The 20,215-nt window shown below is 64.1% G+C and carries 19 protein-coding genes and 1 pseudogene; 12 read left to right on the plus strand and 8 right to left on the minus strand.

The window, feature by feature from the left end; genetic code table 11:
* Positions 1–113 precede the first annotated feature (113 nt).
* Positions 114–650 (minus strand): Hsp20/alpha crystallin family protein, encoded by a 537-nt coding sequence (locus tag BQ8794_RS29890; protein ID WP_077382651.1) that lies wholly within the window; start codon positions 648–650, stop codon positions 114–116.
* Between the two features lie 58 nt (positions 651–708).
* Positions 709–1,173 (minus strand): Hsp20 family protein, encoded by a 465-nt coding sequence (locus tag BQ8794_RS29895; protein ID WP_077382653.1) that lies wholly within the window; start codon positions 1,171–1,173, stop codon positions 709–711.
* Between the two features lie 240 nt (positions 1,174–1,413).
* Between BQ8794_RS29895 and BQ8794_RS29900 the strand changes: the two genes are divergently transcribed.
* The 4 genes from BQ8794_RS29900 (at position 1,414) to groL (ending at position 4,426) form a co-directional block, all read left to right on the plus strand.
* Positions 1,414–1,632 carry a hypothetical protein gene (locus BQ8794_RS29900; RefSeq protein ID WP_023799042.1) on the plus strand — a complete coding sequence of 73 codons (219 nt, stop codon included), beginning with the start codon at positions 1,414–1,416 and terminating at the stop codon, positions 1,630–1,632.
* 164 nt (positions 1,633–1,796) lie between these two features.
* Entirely contained in the window at positions 1,797–2,069 is a 273-nt protein-coding gene (locus BQ8794_RS29905; protein ID WP_077382659.1) for a DUF982 domain-containing protein, read from the plus strand.
* Between the two features lie 358 nt (positions 2,070–2,427).
* Positions 2,428–2,736 (plus strand): co-chaperone GroES, encoded by a 309-nt coding sequence (locus BQ8794_RS29910; protein ID WP_077383473.1) that lies wholly within the window; start codon positions 2,428–2,430, stop codon positions 2,734–2,736.
* Positions 2,737–2,794: 58 nt separating this feature from the next.
* The gene (gene groL / locus BQ8794_RS29915; RefSeq protein ID WP_077382661.1) at positions 2,795–4,426 is read left to right on the plus strand and encodes a chaperonin GroEL; all 1,632 of its coding nucleotides are present in this window, start codon (positions 2,795–2,797) and stop codon (positions 4,424–4,426) included.
* Between the two features lie 253 nt (positions 4,427–4,679).
* Here groL and BQ8794_RS29920 read toward each other — a convergent pair whose 3' ends face one another.
* From BQ8794_RS29920 to BQ8794_RS35245, 5 genes are all read right to left on the minus strand, one after another.
* Positions 4,680–5,696, minus strand: a complete 1,017-nt coding sequence (locus BQ8794_RS29920; RefSeq protein WP_077382663.1) for an ABC transporter permease — start codon at positions 5,694–5,696, stop codon at positions 4,680–4,682.
* On the minus strand, positions 5,693–7,264 hold the full coding sequence (locus BQ8794_RS29925; RefSeq protein ID WP_077382666.1) for a sugar ABC transporter ATP-binding protein: 1,572 nt from the start codon (positions 7,262–7,264) through the stop codon (positions 5,693–5,695). Before BQ8794_RS29925 ends, BQ8794_RS29920 begins: the two co-directional genes overlap by 4 nt.
* Positions 7,265–7,504: 240 nt before the next feature.
* Positions 7,505–8,455 carry a substrate-binding domain-containing protein gene (locus BQ8794_RS29930; RefSeq protein ID WP_077383475.1) on the minus strand — a complete coding sequence of 317 codons (951 nt, stop codon included), beginning with the start codon at positions 8,453–8,455 and terminating at the stop codon, positions 7,505–7,507.
* A gap of 284 nt (positions 8,456–8,739) precedes the next feature.
* On the minus strand, positions 8,740–9,621 hold the full coding sequence (locus BQ8794_RS29935) for a DMT family transporter (protein ID WP_077382669.1): 882 nt from the start codon (positions 9,619–9,621) through the stop codon (positions 8,740–8,742).
* A gap of 48 nt (positions 9,622–9,669) precedes the next feature.
* On the minus strand, positions 9,670–10,119 hold the full coding sequence (locus tag BQ8794_RS35245) for a hypothetical protein (protein WP_143744763.1): 450 nt from the start codon (positions 10,117–10,119) through the stop codon (positions 9,670–9,672).
* Between BQ8794_RS35245 and BQ8794_RS29945 the strand changes: the two genes are divergently transcribed.
* The gene (locus BQ8794_RS29945; protein WP_077382675.1) at positions 10,109–11,548 is read left to right on the plus strand and encodes a LuxR C-terminal-related transcriptional regulator; all 1,440 of its coding nucleotides are present in this window, start codon (positions 10,109–10,111) and stop codon (positions 11,546–11,548) included. The genes BQ8794_RS35245 and BQ8794_RS29945 overlap by 11 nt on opposite strands.
* A gap of 7 nt (positions 11,549–11,555) precedes the next feature.
* On the opposite strand, the gene BQ8794_RS29950 is transcribed toward BQ8794_RS29945, so the two are convergent.
* Complete coding sequence (locus BQ8794_RS29950; RefSeq protein ID WP_077382677.1) at positions 11,556–12,563, minus strand: aldo/keto reductase; 1,008 nt, start codon at positions 12,561–12,563, stop codon at positions 11,556–11,558.
* Between the two features lie 241 nt (positions 12,564–12,804).
* Between BQ8794_RS29950 and BQ8794_RS29955 the strand changes: the two genes are divergently transcribed.
* The 7 genes and pseudogenes from BQ8794_RS29955 (at position 12,805) to BQ8794_RS29985 (ending at position 20,067) form a co-directional block, all read left to right on the plus strand.
* Positions 12,805–13,029 (plus strand): hypothetical protein, encoded by a 225-nt coding sequence (locus BQ8794_RS29955; protein ID WP_029351283.1) that lies wholly within the window; start codon positions 12,805–12,807, stop codon positions 13,027–13,029.
* A gap of 341 nt (positions 13,030–13,370) precedes the next feature.
* Positions 13,371–15,857 (plus strand): DNA ligase D, encoded by a 2,487-nt coding sequence (gene ligD / locus BQ8794_RS29960; RefSeq protein WP_077382680.1) that lies wholly within the window; start codon positions 13,371–13,373, stop codon positions 15,855–15,857.
* A gap of 89 nt (positions 15,858–15,946) precedes the next feature.
* On the plus strand, positions 15,947–16,861 hold the full coding sequence (gene ku, locus BQ8794_RS29965; protein WP_077382682.1) for a non-homologous end joining protein Ku: 915 nt from the start codon (positions 15,947–15,949) through the stop codon (positions 16,859–16,861).
* Complete coding sequence (locus BQ8794_RS29970; protein WP_077382685.1) at positions 16,858–17,964, plus strand: tetratricopeptide repeat protein; 1,107 nt, start codon at positions 16,858–16,860, stop codon at positions 17,962–17,964. Before ku ends, BQ8794_RS29970 begins: the two co-directional genes overlap by 4 nt.
* A 102-nt stretch (positions 17,965–18,066) precedes the next feature.
* Positions 18,067–18,714 carry an alpha/beta hydrolase family protein gene (locus tag BQ8794_RS29975; protein ID WP_077382688.1) on the plus strand — a complete coding sequence of 216 codons (648 nt, stop codon included), beginning with the start codon at positions 18,067–18,069 and terminating at the stop codon, positions 18,712–18,714.
* A 9-nt stretch (positions 18,715–18,723) separates the two neighbouring features.
* Positions 18,724–19,494, plus strand: a complete 771-nt coding sequence (locus BQ8794_RS29980; protein WP_077382691.1) for an exodeoxyribonuclease III — start codon at positions 18,724–18,726, stop codon at positions 19,492–19,494.
* Positions 19,495–19,684: 190 nt separating this feature from the next.
* Positions 19,685–20,067: pseudogene (locus tag BQ8794_RS29985) on the plus strand (endonuclease domain-containing protein).
* The last annotated feature ends 148 nt before the right edge of the window (positions 20,068–20,215 follow it).

Raw genomic sequence — 20,215 nt, forward strand, 5'->3', positions numbered from 1 at the left:
CCCTTCCAAGGTATCGGGCGGCCGGCGGACGGCTAGTTGCAAGCAGGAACTGGCGGCGTATCCACCGAATGAGCGCAGCCGGGCGCGGCTTGCGCGTCCGGTTGCCGATGTCGTCAGTGCTTGCTCTTGCCGGGGCTGGCGGCACTGCCACTGATGGCGATGCGCTTGGCCTTCGTCTGCGCGCGCTGGGTCTTGGGCAGCGTCACGCTGAGCACGCCGTTGTGGAAGGCGGCGTTCACCTTGTCCTCCTCGACCTCGTAGCCGAGCGGGATGCGGCGCTCGAAGCGGCCATAGAACCGCTCGGAGAAGTGCCTTTCCTTGTCCTCGGTCTCGGAGCGCTTCTCGCCGCGCAGCGTCAGCACGCCGTCGTCGAGCAGCACCTCGATGTCCTTCTCGTCCATGCCGGGGATTTCCGCGGTCACGCGGATCTCCTTCTCGCCGTCGGCGATTTCGACGCTCGGCCAATTGGCGCGCGGCGACGAAAACCCGCTGAGCATCGGCATGCGCGTTTCGAAACCGCGGAACGCGTCGTCGATCATGCGGTTCATCTCGCGATGCAACGCCATGAACGGGTCGCGGTCCTCGTCACGATAGAAGCTGGGAACTGGACTGTTCTCCCGGCCCCAGGGTATGAGATCACGAATAGCCATTGCTGTTCTCCTTTCTCGACTGGTTGTGCAAAAGGCGAACGCCAGAGATCGCCTTCGCTCAGGCGGCCTGCTTCGGCTTCTCGACTTGTCCGGCCTTCGGCGCGCCGTCTTGCTTGGCGATCGTGATGCGACGCGGCTTCATCTCTTCGGGCACTTGGCGCACGAGGTCGATCGTCAGCAGGCCGTTGTTGAGCGAGGCGCCGGTGACCGTCATGTGATCGGCAAGCTCGAAGCGCCGTGTGAACGGGCGCACCGGAAGGCCGCGATGGAGATATTCCACCTCGTCCTGTTCCTTGCGCTCGCCCGAGACGATGAGAAAGTTCGGCTCGTGGCTAATGTCGAGTTCGTTCTCGGAAAAGCCGGCGACGGCGATCCTCACGCGATAGGTGTTCTCGTCGCTTCGCTCGATGTCATAGGGCGGCCAGGTTTCGACTGCCTGAGGCGCGTTTTCCAGCAGGTTGAAGATACGGTCGAAACCGATGCTCGACCGATACAGCGGGGAAAAGTCGAATGCGGTTCTCATAGCTACATCCTCCATGGAGCAACATAGTACGAGGGACGCCAAGACGCCAAAGAGCTTGGCGCTCCCTGGGTTCTGCCGGTCCCATTCGGCAACCGGCAATTTTCATTTGGTTATTGTCAGGCCGAAATCAAGACCCAGATTCTGTCCCGCTGCCAGAATTTTTTGTTGCCAGATTGTATTGGCAATGCCGGATTCAACCGTCGTTTGAGGGTCGCGCCGGCACGCCGCATGGAGGATATCATGACCATGACACGCGACGACATCATTTCGGTGCTGGGCCCGGTGGACGACGCCGTCATCGCTGACATCGCCTCGACCGGCGCGACGATCGAAGAGTTGCGCGAGGCCTTTGCCTGGGTCGGCGCCGATGAGGCGCTGGTCAACGAGGGCCGCCCGCTGCCGTCGGCAAGGGTAGCGACGCTGATCGGGCTTCTCGAACCGCCGGACGACGACATATAGCTGGCCGTTACGTCGGGGCAGGGGGCGCCGGGTTGGGGCACGGGAGGTCTTGAAGCGCGTAGCCAGACGAACCATCTCGTCAGTCGGGCGCCGATCGGGCCGCCTTCCTGGTTATTCTCAAAAAGAAAAAAGGAGGAAGTTCAAAAAGAAAAAAGGAGGAAGTGATGAACGACGTCCCATTCTCCGAGCCGATGACGCTCAAGCTGCAATCCATCGGAGAGCGCAAGGTCGCCAGCAGCTGGGAAGCCATCGAATGCATGCAGCAATGGCCGGACCGGGCGCGCGGCCGGAACTGGCGCGCAGCCTATCGCGCCTGCCGCGACGCGCTCGACGGCTGGCGCACCGCCCGCGAGGCGCGCACGGCTTTCGTCAAGGCAGCGCACACGGCCGACTGCTGGTCACGGGACGCCAATCCACCTGAACGCCAATCCAGCTGAAATCGGCCCGCGCTCCATCGCCATTCTCCGCATCCAAAAACGCCTCCGCTTCCTCATCGGTTCCGGCCGCCGCCAGGCGGTGCCGGATCGATGACGATGTCGGAAGCTTGCGCCGCGATTTCAAGCTGCATCCGTCGCTTCAAACCCTTGGAATAGTGCTGATATCATCGGGTTTTGGCACTCGACCACGGCGAGTGCTAAAATTTTTTCGGCATCCCCTTGAAAGCCTGAACCGGCAGACTAACTCGATAAGCGCGCGATGCCTGAGCAGGGGTCGCGCACCGTCGCATCGACCCTTGTACCGATCGGCTGCGAAGGGAGGTCCAAGAAAATCTGTTTGTCCTATGAGGAGAACGACATGGCGTTCCGTCCATTGCATGACCGTATCCTGGTCCGCCGCATCGAGGTCGACGAGAAGACCGCGGGCGGCATCATCATTCCTGACACAGCCAAGGAGAAGCCGCAGGAAGGCGAGGTCATCGCCGCCGGCCCCGGGGCGCGCGACGATAGCGGACAGTTGCAGCCGCTCGACGTCAAGGTCGGCGACCGCATCCTGTTCGGCAAATGGTCGGGCACCGAGATCAAGCTCAACGGCGAGGACCTGCTCATCATGAAGGAAAGTGACGTGCTGGGCGTGATCGAATTGAAGATGCAGAAGGCCGCCTGAGCGGGGCCTGAACAAGCAATCAGTCAACGAAAAGCTGCCTATTTGAAGGAGTTATCCAATGGCTGCCAAGGATGTGAAATTCCATACCGAAGCCCGCGAGAAGATGTTGCGCGGTGTCAACATCCTCGCCGACGCGGTGAAGGTGACGCTCGGTCCCAAGGGCCGCAATGTCATCCTCGACAAGTCGTTCGGCGCCCCGCGCATCACCAAAGACGGCGTTACCGTCGCCAAGGAAATCGAACTTGAGGACAAGTTCGAGAACATGGGCGCGCAGATGGTGCGCGAGGTCGCGTCGAAGACCAGCGACGTCGCCGGCGACGGCACCACGACCGCGACCGTTCTGGCGCAGTCGATCGTCCAGGAAGGCGCCAAAGCGGTTGCCGCCGGCATGAACCCGATGGACCTGAAGCGCGGCATCGACAAGGCGGTCGACGCCATCGTCGCTGAACTCAAGGCCAATGCCCGCAAGGTGACCCGGAACGACGAGATCGCCCAGGTCGGCGCCATCTCGGCCAATGGCGATGCCGAGATTGGCCGCTTCCTCGCCGAAGCGATGGAAAAGGTCGGCAATGAGGGCGTCATCACGGTCGAGGAGGCCAAGACCGCCGAGACTGAGCTCGAAGTGGTCGAGGGCATGCAGTTCGATCGCGGCTATCTCAGCCCCTATTTCATCACCAACCAGGACAAGATGCGCGTCGAGCTCGAAGAGCCCTATGTGCTGATCCACGAGAAGAAGCTGTCCAACCTGCAGGCCATGCTGCCGGTGCTCGAAGCCGCAGTGCAATCGAGCAAGCCGCTGCTGATCATCGCCGAGGATGTCGAAGGCGAGGCGCTGGCGACGCTGGTCGTCAACAAGCTGCGCGGTGGCCTGAAGGTTGCCGCCGTCAAGGCGCCGGGTTTTGGTGACCGCCGCAAGGCGATGCTGGAAGACATCGCCATCCTGACCGGCGGCACGGCAATCAGCGAGGATCTCGGCATCAAGCTCGAAAACGTCACGCTGGAGATGCTCGGCCGCGCCAAGAAGGTGCTGATCGAGAAGGAGAACACCACCATCGTCGACGGCGCCGGCCGCAAGGATGAGATCCAGGCGCGCATCAGCCAGATCAAGGCGCAGATCGAGGAGACCACCTCCGACTATGACCGCGAGAAGCTGCAGGAACGGCTGGCCAAGCTCGCCGGCGGCGTCGCTGTCATCCGCGTCGGCGGCTCGACCGAGGTCGAGGTCAAGGAGCGCAAGGACCGCGTCGACGACGCCATGCACGCCACCCGCGCTGCGGTCGAGGAAGGCATACTGCCCGGCGGCGGCGTGGCGCTGCTCAGGGCGGCGAAGGCGCTCGACAATGTCGCCGTCGACAATCCCGACCAGAAGACCGGCGTCGAGATCGTGCGTCGCGCCGTCGAACAGCCGGTGCGCCAGATCGCCGAGAATGCCGGTGCGGAAGGTTCGATCATCGTCGGCAAGCTGCGCGAGAAGACCGAATTCGGCTATGGCTGGAACGCCCAGACCAACGAGTTCGGCGATCTCTACGCGCAAGGCGTGATCGACCCGGCCAAGGTGGTGCGCGCCGCTCTCCAGGACGCCGCGTCGGTGGCCGGCCTGCTCGTCACCACCGAGGCGATGGTGGCCGAGAAGCCGAAGAAGGAAGCTGCCGCGCCGGCAATGCCCGGCGGTGGCGGTATGGACTACTGATGAGCGAAAGCAGTGGTGACGGCCGATCTCCCCCCTTGTGGGGGAGATGTCCGGCAGGACAGAGGGGGGCACTGTCCCGCCAGCCCCTCAGCCTATTGCAATCACACACTCCTGCTTGTCAGCCCGTTGCAATCAAACACTTAAGTGGTTCGTGCGTTCGTGCCTGGTCATAGATGGGTCAAACGCCGGCGCTCTACGGCGCCCCCCTCTGCCCTGCCGGGCATCTCCCCCACAAGGGGGGAGATTGGCAGCTTCACCGCCTTACCCGCGATTTCAGCCAGCGGTCGAAGGCCACGGCGAGGATCAGAATCAGGCCGATGACGATGCTTTGCGTGTAGGACGAGACGTTGTTGAACTGCAGCCCGTTCTGCAGCACGCCGATCAGTGCTGCACCCACCACAGTGCCGCCGACCGAGCCAATGCCGCCGAACAGCGAGGTGCCGCCGATGACCACCGCCGAGATCACCGTCAGCTCGTAGCCGATGCCGGCGACGGCTTCCGAGGAATTGAGCCTGGCCGACAGCACGAAGGCGGCAAGGCCGGCGAAGAAGCCGACGATGACGTAGACCGAGATCAGGATGCGGTCGACGCGCAGGCCGGAGAGCCGCGCCGCCTCGGCATTGCCGCCGACGGCGTAGACGGCGCGGCCGTAGCGCGTGTAGCGCAGGACGATGTGGCAGAGGATCGCCGCCGCCGCGAAGATGATCGCCGGCACCGGCACCGGGCCGATCAGCCCGGTGCCGAACCAGCGCATCGAGGCGTCGAAGCCGGAGATCGGGCCGCCGTTGGAGATCGTCAGCGTCAGGCCGCGAAACACGGTGAGGCCGCCGAGCGTGACGACGAAGGGCGGCACCTTCAGCCGGGTGATGGCAAAGCCCTGGACGCCGCCGGCCAGGGCGCCGACGACGACAGCGGCCAGAAGGGCTGCGAACCAGCCAAAGCCTTGCGCGCCGGACGTCGACAGCGACAGCGTGTTGGCGGTGCCGCCCTTGGCCACCACCGCCGCGACCATGCCGCAGAAAGCCAGCAGCGAACCGACCGACAGGTCGATGCCGGCGGTGAGGATGACGAAGGTCATGCCGAGCGCGATCAGCCCGGTGATCGAGATCTGCCGCATGATGTTGAAGATGTTGATGGGATCGATGAAGCTCGGCTTCAGCACGGTGAAGACGACGATCAGCAGCGCCAGGAACATCAGCGGGCCGAAGCTCATCAGCAGGCGCGCGACATTGATGCCGCTGCGCTCGCTCTGTTCGGTCGTGCTGGTCATTGCGTCGCTTCCTGCGTTTGATCGAGCGCCATCAGTTCCATCAGTTTTTCCTCTGTCGCCTCGATGCCGGGCATCTCGCCGGTGATGCGGCCGCGCCGCATGGTGACGATCCTGTCCGACACCGCAAGCACTTCGGGCAATTCCGACGAGATCATCATGATGGCGATGCCGCGCGCGGCGAGCTGCACCAGGATCTGGTGCACCTCGGCCTTGGCGCCGACATCGACGCCGCGCGTCGGTTCGTCGACGATCAGCACCTTGGGGTCGCGCGCCAGCCAGCGGGCGAGGATGACCTTCTGCTGGTTGCCGCCGGACAGCCCCTCGATCGGCTGCTCGGGCGAGGCCATGCGGATCGACAGCGCTTTTCTGTAGCTCGCCAGCGCCTGGCGCTCACGGCGCTCGGCCATGAAGCCGAGAGCGTTGGAGTAGCGGCCCAGCGCTGCAACGGAAAAGTTGGTCAGGATGCCGAGCGCGGCGAAGATCGCCTGATGCTTGCGGTCTTCCGGAACCAGGCCGATGCCGAGCGCGATGGCGTCGGCGGGTGTTTCAGGTGCGATCGTCTTGCCGTCGAGGGTGATGGTGCCGGCGGCGATGCGGTCGGCGCCGAAGATGGCGCGGGCAAGTTCGGTGCGGCCGGAGCCGACGAGGCCGGCAACGCCGAGGATCTCGCCCGCCTTGAGGTCGAGGTCGATGCCTTCGAGCACGATGGCGTGCGGCGCCTGCGGATCGCGCACCGTGCGCAGGCCGCGCACGGAAAGCCTGACGTCGCCGGCGACATCGCGCAGCGTCGGCCTGGCATAAAGCTCGGACGCGGCGCGGCCGACCATTTTTTCAATGATTTTCGGCAGCTTGATTGGCCCGCCATCACGGTCGAGATGGCCGGCCAGCCTGCCGTCGCGCAGCACCGTCATGCGGTCGCAGATCGCGGAGGCCTCTTCCAGCCTATGGGTGACGAACATGATGGCGACGCCGTCCTTGCGCAGCCGGCCCATGATCGACATCAGTTTTTGCACTTCGGTTTCGGTCAGCGCCGAGGTCGGCTCGTCCATGATGATGAGCCGGCTCTTCAGCGACAGCGCGCGGGCGATCTCGACCAGCTGCTGCTCGGCCACCGACAGCGCCGACACCGGCGTCGCCGGGTCGAGGTCCAGGCCGACGCGGGCGATGATCGCGCGCGAGTCTACCTCCATCTTCCGCCAGCTGACCAGGCCGAAGCGCCCGAGCGGCGCGCGGCCGATAAAGATATTTTCCGCCACGGTCAGCGTCGGGATCAGGCTCAGTTCCTGGTAGATGGTGACGATGCCGAGGCGCTTGGCATCCTGCGGATTGTGCGGATTGAATTCGACGCCGTCGAAGACGATGCGGCCGCTGGACGGCGGCATCACGCCGGACAGGATCTTGAGCAGCGTCGACTTGCCGGCGCCGTTCTCGCCGAGCAGGCCGAGGATTTCGCCGGGCCGAACCTCGAGCGAGACATCGCTCAGCGCAGTCACGCCGGCAAAGCGCTTGGTCACGCCTTCGACGGCGAGGAGGGGGGGAGATGGCGCGATGGCTTCGGCTGTGGGCAAAGGTTTCTCCCTGATTGCGATTGGCCGCGGGACAGCCCCCCTCTGTCCTGCCGGACATCTCCCCCACAAGGGCCCACAAGGGGGGAGATTGGATGTCCACCAATCTCCTACGCTGCAGAAGAGGCGCCATCGGCGAAGCTGCCAATCTCCCCCCAAGTGGGGGAGATGCCCGGCAGGGCAGAGGGGGGCGCGACAGAACGCTACTTTTGCCGCTATGCGCCCTCGGCCTTACCAATTGGCCTACTTCGTCTCGCCCAGCCTTTCCGCCTTGTCGAGATTGTCCTTGCCGATGACGATCGGCGTCAGCAGCACGAGCTTTTCCTTCGGCTCGGTCTTGTCCTTGGCGTAGGCGACGGCGATCTGCACCGCGGTGCGCGACTGCTCGCCGGGGAACTGTTCGACGGTGCCGGCCAGCTTGCCGTCACGCACGGCGACCAGCGCTTCGGGAAGCGCATCGAAGCCGTAGATCTTGACGTCGGTGAAGTTGCGCGCCGCGCAGGCTTCGACCGCGCCCAGCGCCATGTCGTCATTGGCGCAGATGATCGCGTCGGGCTTGCCGTTGGCGGCAAGGCCGGCCTCGGTGACCGAGAGCGCCTCGGCGCGGGCGAAATTGGCGGTCTGCTCGAAGATGATCTGGTACTTGTCCTTCATAGGGTCGAGGACGTTGTGCACGCCCTTGTTGCGGTCGATCGCGGGCCCGGCACCTGGCTGGCCCTGCAGATGGAAGATCTTGGCGCCGTCCGGGAAGGCCGCCACCATGGCCTGCGCTTCGGCCTCGCCGCCCTTGACGTTGTCGGCGCCGACATGGGCGAGGATGCCTTCGACCCCGTCAACGCGGCGGTCGATGGTGACGACGGGGACGCCGGCCTGGATCGCCTGCTCGATGGCCGGGGCCAGCGCGTTGACGTCGAGTGGCGAGATGACGATGGCGTTGACCTTCTGCACGAGCGCTGCCTCTATATCGGCGGTCTGCTTGGGCGCCGAGTTCTGGCCGTCGCTTTCGACAAGATTGACGCCCTGCGCCTGAGCTTCCGCCTTGATCTGGTTCAGCATGTGCACGAAGAACGGAAAGCCGAGGCTCGGCACCGAACCAAGGATGGTCAGCTTGTCCTGGGCGAAAGCCAGTTGCGGAGCGGCCAGCGCCATCGTGCCCATCGCCACGGACGAAAGCAGGAATTCACGTCTGTTGATCAATTTAGTCTCCTCCCACATGAGCGCATGAACCCGAAAACCGGTTCCGGTTTTCCGAAAATTCCTGCGTCGATCCAGAAATGGAGTGTCCTTGAGCGCCCAAGGGGACGCAACGGCGCTCCAGTCGGTCCACCGCGACGTTCTCCTCCGCTCGGCGCCGGCGGGTGGATGCTAGCCAAGGCCGGAGATTTGCGCAAGAACGGGCGGGATTCGGTTTCGGTCGGGTCCCCTGCTTGTTTCTTGGCGGCTTGGCGGGGTTCGCCGGACTGCCCGGGGAAGATCTCTCAGTCTGCCACCGCCGGCTTGCTGATTTTGTCGGTTGTCAGCGACAGCAAGGTGATTGATGCAAATATGACCGCAGCACCGATTGCTCCGGTCGGCGACAGCCGCTCGCCTAGAAATATGGCAGCACCAATCGCTCCGAACACGCTCTCTGCGCTGACGACCACCGCGGCATGGCTGGCCGACGTGAAGCGTTGAGCGATCGTCTGGATGCCAAAGGCGGCCCCGGTCGAAAAGATGCCGAGCACGGCGAGTTCCGGGCCGGCATCGCTGATGGCTGCCAGCGACAGATTACCCAGAAGGGCGCCGAGCGGCAGGGTGAGCACGGCGGCGCCGAGAAATTGCCCGGCAGCCGCCGCGACCGGCGCGCCATGGGTCTGCATGTGACGGCCAAGCTCCACCATCCACAGCGCGTAGCACGCGGCCGAAAGTATCGCAGCGAGATCGCCCTGGCTGAAGCTGGCGGTCAAGCCTCCGGACAGCAGCAGGACACCGGCCAATGTCATGGCAGCCGCAAGCCCGCCGACAGCAGTCGGGCGCTCCCCTATCAGCAACCAGGCCGCGAGCGGTGTCATCACCGTAGCGGTGCTCACCAGGAAACTGGCATTGGTAACCGAAGTGTCTAGGTAGGAGACCTGCTGGATGATAATGGAAATCGAGAACAGAACGCTGACTTTGGTGAGGCTCATCCAGTAGCCTGGCCCGGATTTCGTTCCCCATTCGAGCACCGTCAGCGGCGCGACCATGAGCCCCGCGATCAGACAGCGCATGCCCACGGCGCTGAGCGGATCGAGATGATCCAGCACAGTCTTCTGCGCAACGTTGCCGAAGCCCCAAAAGGCAGCGGCAAGCAGAAGCAGACAGTTGGCCTGCACCTTCGACATATCGATGTCTCGGCAAAGCTTGCGCCGCAAGGGGCGGATCGCTGGTTGCTAGCGGGCGGCGAGCTTGTCCCACCGCTTGCAATACAGGTGGACGCCGACGGGCATGATCTCATAGCCGGCGTCATTCAACTGGAGCTTCATCTCCTCGAAATGCCGCTTTGAGCCGCTGACGATCGATTCAGGCGTGTAGTCCCAGCCGTTGCGGGCGGCATTGGCCAGGATGTCGGCATAGAGGCGCATGCTCGTGATTTTCACATCCGATTCCAGCACCTGCCTGCATCCTCTTGCGAACGACGGCGACTGGGCGGCGGAAAAACTCAAGATCGTGCATGCCAGCATTATCGAAACAGGACGCATGGAAACCTCCCCCTGATTGCCGCTTTTTGCGGCAAACGATTTTGCAATTTGTGCGCCTGCGACGGGATCGGGCAGATGCAGTATTCGGCCTCCTGCATTTGTAGTATTCTGTCCTGGGACGGGTTCCACCATGACGGTCAATGACGGTTCGAAGGCGCAGACGCTCGATGCCTTGTCGGGTCGCGAGCGCGCGGTCGCGGAAAAATTCGCAGCCGGCATGACCTATCGCGAAATCGGCAATGCACTTTTCATTGCCCCAACCACTGTTCGCACCCACCTTGCGGCCATCTACGAAAAACTTGGCGTGCGCACCAAGATCGGGCTCGCGGCGTATTTTGCCGGCGCTTCCGGCGTTCGGCCGGGCGGGCAGTCACCTCCGTCGGACGCTCCGCCGGTGCTCGCCATATTTCCGATCGAATGCCTGAATTCCGAAGAGCGCTGGCACCGCTTTGCCGACGGCCTGTCGTCAGACATCACCATCAACCTGGCGCGATACGCGGGCTTGCCTGTCATCGCCTTCCACACGATGAAATCGCTGGGCAGCAAGCCGGCCGATTTCGCGGCGGACGGCAAGGCGCTCGGCGCCACCTATTTCGTATCGGGCCAGTTGCGTGCGGACGACCAGAGGATTCGCTTGACGATAGAGCTTGCCGATGCCCGTAGCGGCGTCGACCTGTGGAGGGAGCGCTACGATCGCCCGGCCGAGGACATTTTCGCGCTGCAGGACAGCCTGACCGAAAGCATCATCAACGTGTTCGCCGGCAGTTACGGAACGCTGGCCACGGTCGGCCGCAATGCGGCTCGCCGCAAGCCGCCGGCCAGCTTGCGGGCCTATGATTTTTATCTGCTTGCCCTCGAACAGCACACCACGTTCAGCCGCGCCGGCAATGCCGAGGCGATCCGCCTGTTTTTGCGCGCGCTGGAGCTTGATCCTGCTTTCGCCAACTGCTGGGCCGAACTCGCCTACGCCTATTCGATCGAGGCCTGCAACGGCTTTGGCGATGACCTGCTGACGTCGATCGAGAACTGGCGGATCACGGCCGAAAACGCCTTGCGGCTCGACCCGACGGACGGCTGCGCCCACGCTTGCCTTGGCAATGTCAGGGCATGCCTTGGCGATCTCGAAGGAGCGGAGCGCGCGCACCAGCGGGCTCTCGAATACGGCTCCAACCACGCCGGCATACTGCCGCTGCTGGCCGGCAGCAAAGCGCTTGTCGCCGGCAATCCAGCCGAGGCGATCCCGCTCATCGAGCGTGCCATGCGCCTCAATCCATTGGCTCCGCCCTGGTATTTCGGCATGCAAGGCCGCATCCTGTTTGCCGCCGGCAGGCATCGGGAAGCTGTCGCGGCGCTCCGCAGGAGTTCGCCGGAGTCGCCGGACGTGCTGATGTTCCTGGCGCTTTCGCATGCGGCCATAGGCGAGACCGGCGAGGCGGCGCGCGCCGCGGCCCGCTTGAGAGCCGAATTTCCAGGCTTTTCGGTGGAACGCTTCATCGCAGGCTATCCGGTGACCAACCGGGACGCTTTGCTTGCCATCCGCCACGCTGCCGAGCTGGCGAAGCTGCCGTAGATGCAACCTACCGGTCGATCGTCACCATGACGCGTTCGTTGTAGCGCTCACCGGCGACCTTGCCCGGCGCCAGCGCATCGTCGAGCGCCTGCATTGCGGCGGCGTCGAGCTTGATCGCGGCGGCGGCGACATTCTCCTCGAGGTACTTTCTGCGCTTGGTGCCGGGGATCGGCACGATGTCCAGCCGCAAGTCGCTGCCCTTGTGCAGCAGCCAGGCCAGCGCGATCTGGCCGGGCTTGACGTCCTTGGCCGCCGCGATGTCGCGGACAATACCGGCGGCCTGCACATTGGCGTCGTAGTTTGCGCCTTGGTAGCGCGGGTCGCCGCGCCGGAAGTCGCCTTCCGGATAGTCTTCGGCGCGCTTGACGTCGCCGGTGAGAAAGCCGCGGCCAAGCGGCGCGAACGGCACCAGGCCGATGCCGAGTTCGCTGAGCAACGGGATGATCTCCGGTTCCAGATTGCGTTCCCACAGCGAATATTCGCTCTGCACCGCCGACACCGGATGCACGACATGCGCGCGGCCGATGTTGGCCGCACCCGCCTCCGACAGGCCGAAGAAGCGCACCTTGCCTTCAGTGATTAGTTTGCTGACAGCACCCGCCATATCCTCGATCGGCACCGCCGGGTCGACGCGGTGCTGGTAGAGCAGGTCGATATGGTCGGTGGCGAGCCGGCTGAGCGAGCCGTCCACCGCCTCACGGATATGCTCCGGCCGGCTGTTGCGGTCAGTGCCGATCTGCTTGCCGTTTTCGATACGGAAGCCGAATTTGGTGGCGATCGTCACCTCGTCGCGCCGGCCCTTCAGCGCGCGGCCGAGCAGTGCCTCATTGGTGTGCGGGCCATAGACTTCCGCCGTATCGAAGAAGGTGCAGCCGAGCTCGATCGCGCGATGCAGTGTGGCAATCGATTCCGCCTCGTCGGCCGGGCCGTAGGACTGGCTCATGCCCATGCAGCCGAGGCCGATCACCGATACCCGCAGCCCTTGGCTGCCCAGCTTGCGTGTGCTCAAGGTCATGGATGAGATCTCCGGATAAGCGTCAGGGTTCGTGGGCGTCAGGACTATTGCGTCAGGACCATATAGAGCGCTCGCTCGGTTTCCACAGTCGCTCGGTCGAGGCTGATCGCACGATCGTGTGAGCTTTTCTCCTAAGCGCCTTGCCCAGTGTTGCCCAGTGCCTGGAAATTGACAGAACACCCGGTCTCGGCCATCCTTATACCAGCCGCCTTTTCCTGCGGCGGCGTGTATGAGCGAGTCCATGGCCAGTTCCGTCACCAGCCAGAATTCCAAGCGTGCCGCGGTGCGCAAGGCGCTCGACCGCCACAAGGTCTACATCACCGCGCAGAGCTTTTCCGCCGGCGCCTACAAGGCGCGTGTCCTCGTCGACGGCGAGGCCTATTGGGTCGACGAATTCCGGCTGAGCCAGCTCCAGCAGGGTCTGTCGCCGGCCGAGCTCGAACTGACGCCGGCCACCGACGATTGAGCCCGTGACATCCATCCCTTCGTCATCCAAGGGCGGAGCAGGAGCGAAGCGACGTCGCGGAGACTTTGCCGTGATCTGTGAACGCCGCTGCGATGGAATTTTGATGCTGGCGGGACAGCGCCCCCCTCCGTCCTGCCGGACATCTCCCCCACGAGGGGGGAGATTGGCAGCGTCACTGCGGGCGCCCTCTTTGCAACGTCGGAGATTGGCGAAAGAGGTCGCGACATCCGATCTCCCCCCGTGTGGGGGAGATGCCAAGTTTTGGCAAAGAGGGCAGGACAGAGGGGGCCGCGAAGGAATGAGACGCTGGTTGCTGACTGCCGCGCGCTTCGGTCTTTGACATGCCAGCTCCCTCCAAACTCAAGGCCTATCGCGCCAAGCGCGAATTCAGCAAGACGCCGGAGCCCGCCGGCGGACTGGTTGCCGCAGAAGGCAATCGCTTCGTCGTGCACAAGCATCACGCTACTGCCGACCATTACGATCTTCGCCTGCAGGTCGGCGATGTGCTGAAGAGCTGGGCGGTGCCTCGCGGCCCGTCGCTCAATCCGGCCGACAAGCGGCTGGCGGTCGAGACCGAGGACCATCCGCTCGAATATATCGACTTCGAAGGCGTCATTCCCGAGGGCGAATATGGCGGCGGGCCGATGATCGTCTGGGACACCGGCGTCTGGGCGCCGATGGACGATGTCGAAAAGAGCCTGCGCACCGGCTCCTTCAAATTTCGTCTCGCCGGCGAGAAACTGAATGGCGGCTGGATGCTGACCAGGCTGAAACCGAAGCCCGGCGAGGATGAGGGCAAAAAGAACTGGCTGCTGTTCAAGGAGCGCGACCTCGCCGCCGACGCCAGGCTCGACATACTGGAAGCCCGGCCGGAAAGCGTCAAATCCGGCCGCCGCATCGAGGAGCTGGTGGCAACCCCGAAGCCTGCCGCAAGGCCTGCTAAACCGGTGGCATTGAAACCCGGTGCGCTGCCGGGTGCGGTCAAGGCGCCGCTGCCTTCCCGGATCGAGCCGCAGCTCGCCACGCAGGTTCCGAAGCCGCCGGGCGGCGAAGGCCCTGCGGAAAAAACGCTGGAAATCTGGCTGCACGAGATAAAATTCGACGGCTACCGCACCATGGCGCATCTGGCCGACGGCGCGGTCAAATTGATCACCCGCGCCGGCCTCGATTGGACCAGGCGCTATGGCGACCTGCCGCTCGCCTTTGCCAGGCTGCCCTGCCGCGATGCAACCGTCGACGGCGAGGTCGTCGTGCTCGACGCCGAGGGCATCAGCCGCTTTGCCCTTTTGCAGGAGGCGCTGGCCGAGGGCGCCGGCAACAAGCTCCACTTCTATGCCTTCGACCTGTTGTATCTCGACGGCTGGGACCTGAGAAAAGCGCCGCTCGGCCGGCGCAAGGCGCTGCTGTCGCAATTGCTGTCCGGCCTGGGCGCCAACTCCGCCATCCAGTTCTCAGACCACGTCGAAGGCGATGGCCAGGCGCTCTACGACCAGGCCTCCGAGATGGGGCTGGAAGGCATCGTCTCCAAGCGCGCCACCGCGATCTACCAGAGCGGCCGCACCAAGACCTGGACCAAGACCAAGGCGCTGAAGACCGGCGATTTCGTCATCGCCGGCTACACCACCTCCGCCGCAGCCGAGGGGCTGGCCGCACTCGGGCTCGGCGAATTCGAGGATGGCGAGCTGCACTATCGCGGCAAGGTCGGCACCGGCTTCGACGCCGCCACCGCCACCGCGTTGCTGGCCCGGCTGGAGCCGCTGCGCGCCGGCGCCACTGCACCCGAAGGGGTTCCACGCGAAATCATGCGCGAGATGAACTGGGTGCGGCCGCTGCTTTCGGCGCATATCCACTATGCCAACCGGACCACCGATAATGCGCTGCGCCATGCCGTGTTCCGCGGGCTGCGCGACGTCGGCCTGTCGACGCCTGTATCGGCCAGGCGCAAGCGGCTGATCGCCGAGGCCGACCTCGCCACGATCTGGGTGACCAACCCGACGCGGCGGCTGTTCGGCAGAACCGGACCGACCAAGCTCGATATCGCCGTCTATTACGCGCTGGTCGGCGACTTCATGCTGCCGCACATTTTGGGCCGCCCGGTATCACTGGTGCGCTGCCCGACCGGCAAGCCGCAGGACTGCTTCTTCCAGCGCCATGCCTTCACCGGCATGCCGAAATCGGTGGCGACTTTCGAGGCGACCAATTCCGAGGGCGAGACCAAATTCTACCTGTCGGTCGAGGACGCCAAGGGCTATCTGGCGCTGGCGCAGTTCGGCGTCGTCGAGTTCCACACCTGGGGCACCCACCGCACGCGCCTCGACAAACCCGACCTGATCGTCTTCGACCTCGATCCGGGCGAGGGGGTTAGCTGGCGCGAGGTGGTCGAGGCGGCGGTGCATATCCGCGCTGAACTGGAGGCGATCGGGCTGGTGCCGTTTGCCAAAACCTCGGGCGGCAAGGGCATCCACATATCAGTGCCGGTGACGCAAAAACAGAACTGGAAGAAGCTGCACCAGGCGACCAGCGCCATCTCCTCGGCGTTGGCTGCCACCGCGCCCGACACCTTCACCACCACGATGGGCAAGGACAAACGCAAGCGGCGTATCTTCATCGACTACCATCGCAACGCGCGCGGCCACACTTCGGCGGCACCCTACTCGCTGCGCGCCCGCACCAACCTGCCGGCCTCGACGCCGGTGAGCTGGTCCGATCTGGAATCCATCGACGCTCCGGAAGATTTGAATTATTCTTCGCTGCCGGGCCTTCTGGCCACCTCCGGCGATCCCTGGGCCGACATGGAAGATTTCGCTAGGGATTTGCCGGTATTGTGAGGGCGATGTAGGTTTTGCGCAGCGCCGTTCGTCCTTTGGACGAAGCGCTGCGAACAGTTCGACGGTGCACGGCCGCGTAGGAGAGTTTCATGGCGCCCAGGGCAAGTTGGAAAGGTTACCTCAAGCTCAGTCTCGTCAGCTGTCCGGTCCGGCTGTATCCGGCGACGAGTGCCAGTGAGCGGATCAGCTTCAACCAGCTACACAAGGACACCCACAACCGCATCAACATGAAGCCGGTCGATCCCGAGCTCGGGCTGGTCGAGCGCTCGGACCTGGTCAAGGGTTACGAATACGAGGACAAGCAGTACATCATCATCGAAGATGCCGACCTCGAGGCGGTGCGCATCGAATCCAACCACACGATGAACATCGAAGCCTTCGTCGACGAGCATTCGGTCGACGTCATCTATCAGGACGCGCCCTATTTTCTGGCGCCGGATGGCGCGATGGCCGAGGAGACTTTCGCGGTGCTGCGCGAAGCCATGCGCAAATCCGGCAAGCTGGCGATCGCCCGCCTGGTGCTGTCCAGCCGCGAGCGCGTGGTGACGATCGGCGCGCGCGAGAACGGCATGTTCGTCTGCACCTTGAGGAACCCGAACGAAGTGCGCGGCACGGCTGAATATTTCGGCAACATCCCGGCCGGCAAGCCCGACCCCGAAATGCTGCAGCTCGCCGAAGCGCTGATCAAGCAGAAGGAAACCACCTTCGATCCGAAGAACTATGAGGACCGCTATGAGATCGCGCTGATGGCGATGATCCGCGAGAAGCTCAAGGGCCACAAGCCGATCATTGCCGCCGCCCCCGAGCGCGGCAATGTCATCAACCTGATGGATGCGCTGAAGGCCAGCCTGTCGCAATCGGCCAAGCCGCCGGCCAAGAGCAAGAGCAAGGCCGATGAAGCGGCGAAACCGGCAACGAAATCCGCCAAGGGCGGCGCCGGCGCGGCCAAGGAAAATCCGCTCAAGGCCAATCTGCTCAAGGCCGTCGGCAAGAGCAAAGGGTGACGGCGCCCTCCGGTATAATTTCCGGCAGCGTCTTCGGAGCGATCGGCGCGCTGGCGGCGTTCCCGCTGAGGCTGGCGGCGCGTGAAGTCGAGCGCCGGCAGGGCCAGTTGCGGCGCGGCGTTAACAGGCGCACCAGCCATGTCGTGTTCGGCCGCACACTTCTGGCCAAGGCCGGGGATGCCGAGATCGAGCGCCGCGTCGCCGCCGAGCGTGCGGCCGGGCGCAAGCTGATCAGCGAAAACGGTTTTTTGCGCCTGCTCGGGCTGATCAAGGCGCCGGAGGCCTCGGCGCTGTCGCGGCTGTCGCTTCTCGATCAATCGCGATTGGCCGCATCCGACCTCGACCTGTTGTCGCTGTTCGATGCCTTCGAGCATGATTGCGAACCCTATTCGTTTCGCGATTTGATCCTGGCCCGCAAATATGCCGGGCTGATTGCCGGTGGCGCCTCGTGGGGGGCGATCGCGCGCTCGGTGCACCGCTCCGGTCCGGTCGCCTCGCTGACCGCCAAGTCGCTGAATGTCGGCTCGCAGCATGGTCGTGCCAATGCGATCTACCTCGAAGGCGGACAGAGCGAACTCGACGGCCAGTTGCTGTTCGATTTGGGATCGCCGGATGACGACACGCTGGAAGAACTGTTCGCTGATGCCGAAGCCGCGGAAGAGGCTGAAGACCACGAGCAGGCGGCGGTACTCTACCAGCGCTGCCTGGCCATCGACCCGAGCGACGCCATCGCCGCCTTCAACCGCGCCAACTGCCTGCGCGGCGCCGGCCGTGTGAATGAGGCGGCGCATGACTATGCCCGCGCCATCAAGTGCGACCCGGGCTTTGTCGAGGCCTGGTTCAATCTGGCCGGGCTGATGAGCGATGAGGGCCGCGACGCCTCGGCGCGACGGCATCTGCAAAAGGCGATCGCGCTCGATGCCAATTATGCCGATGCGGTGTTCAACCTGGCAAGGTTGGAGTTCGACGCCGGCAACCTCGCCGAGGCGCGGCGAAACTGGGCGCGCTATCTCGAGCTCGACGCCAGCTCCGAATGGGCGCGCATGGCGGCCAAGGGTATTCAGTTCATCGATTTGCAACTGGCGCGGATGTCGGCGGGGTGACCATGATTCGCGAAAGCCGAGATGACAGCCAATCTCCCCCCTTGTGGGGGAGATTGGCAGCGTCACGGTCGGCTCTCTTCCTGCTCCGACCTACCCACCGTTATGACCACAGCCTTCCTCTTTGACGGCCCAGACACCGCCCCCATCACCATCCTGCTCGCCCATGGCGCCGGCGCGCCGATGGACTCTGCCTCGATGATCGCCACGGCGAAAGCGCTGGCCGAAGCCGGGTTCCGCGTTGCGCGCTTCGAGTTCCACTACATGGCGGCCCGCCGCTACGGCCATCGCAAGCCGCCGCCGCGCGCCGAGACGGTGAACCCGGAATACGTCAAGGCGATCGCCGACCTCAGGGCGAAGGGCGTGAAGGGGCCGCTCATCATCGGCGGCAAGTCGATGGGCGGCCGCGTCGCTTCGATGATCGCCGACGAGATGTTTTCGAAGGACGAGATTTCAGGGCTGCTTTGCCTCGGTTACCCCTTCCATCCGCCAGGGAAACCGACGCAGCTTCGGACAAAACACCTCGCCGATCTCAAGACGCCAACATTGATCTTCCAGGGCACACGCGACGAATTCGGCACCAGGGACGAGGTCGCGACCTACGATCTTTCCGACACCATCGAAATCCTCTGGCTGGAAGACGGCGACCACGATTTGAAGCCGCGCAAGAGCATCTCCGGTTTTTCGGCCGCCGATCATCTGAAGACACTCGCTGATGCGGTGAAGGCGTGGACCGAGCGCATCGTGCGCTGAAGCAGGCCGATGAAGATCGCCACCTTCAACGTCAACAACATCAACGGCCGGCTGCAGAACCTGCTCGCCTGGCTGACTGTCGCCAAGCCCGACATCGTCTGCCTGCAGGAACTGAAGGCAAGACAGACGCAGTTTCCGCGCACAGCACTCGCCGCGGCCGGCTATGGCGCGGTGTGGGTGGGGCAGCCGACCTGGAACGGCGTCGCCATACTGGCGCGGGGTTCAGAACCCGTTCTGACCCGCGAGGCGCTGCCCGGCGACGACAGCGATAACCAGGCCCGCTACATCGAGGCGGCGGTCAGCGGCATCGTCGTCGCCTGCCTCTATGCGCCGAACGGCAATCCGCAGCCCGGCCCGAAATTCCAGTACAAACTTGCCTGGCACCAGCGGCTGAACGCGCATGCGGCGGAATTGTTCGACACCGGCCTGCCGGTGGTGCTGGCCGGCGACTACAACGTCGTGCCCGAGCCGCGCGACATCTATCCGACCCGCTCCTATGACGACAATGCGCTGGTGCAGCCGGAAAGCGGCGCCGCCTTCGCAGCGCTGCTCGACCAGGGCTGGACCGACGCGCTGCGCAAGAAGCACCCGAAGGAGACGCTCTACACATTCTGGGATTATCGCCGCAACCGCTGGCCGCGTGACGCCGGCCTGCGGCTCGACCATATATTGCTGTCCAAGAAACTGGCGCGCCGGCTGGCCGGGGCAGGCATCGACCGCGACGTCCGCGGCGAGCCCGGCGCCAGCGACCACGCCCCGGTTTGGGTGGAATTGCGGTGAGGGCGGAGAGCCAATCTCCCCCACAAGGGACCCACAAGGGGGAGTTCCGCCGACTGCGCCTCTTTTTCAAGGTTGGCGATTGGCGAAATCAAAGATGACGGCCGATCTCCCCCCAAGTGGGGGAGATGTCCGGCAGGACAGAGGGGGGCGCCGTAGAGCGCCAACCTCAATAACGACCGAGCATCGACCGATGCCTCACACGCCACTGCCTCCGCGAAATCGCGCAAATGCCAAGTCGATGCGCAAAGCCATGACCGACGCCGAATTGAAGCTTTGGCACGAGCTTCGTGCGCATCGGCTGATGGGGCTTGGCTTCCGCCGACAATTTCCGATCGCTGATTACATTGTCGACTTCGCTTGCCCGGACAAGAAGCTCGTCGTCGAAGTCGATGGTTCGCAGCATGCCGACGCCAATACAGGCGATGAGGCAAGGACAAAGCGTCTTGAACAAGATGGCTGGACCATCCTGCGCTTCTGGCCATCCTGCGCTTCTGGAATGACGACGTCATTCGCGACATCGACAATGTCTGCCAACATATTGTGATCGAGTCAGGACTCGCAGGTGCGACTTGATACGCCGGCGGGACAGCGCCCCCCTCTGTCCTGCCGGACATCTCCCCCACAAGGGGGGAGATCGGCTGTCACTTCGGCTTTCGCCAATCTCCCGCGTTGAAAAGTTGGCGCCGTCGCCGACGCTGCCGATCTCCCCCTTGTGGGGAAG

The organism is Mesorhizobium prunaredense, assembly GCF_900156895.1.
GTDB lineage: Bacteria > Pseudomonadota > Alphaproteobacteria > Rhizobiales > Rhizobiaceae > Mesorhizobium > Mesorhizobium prunaredense.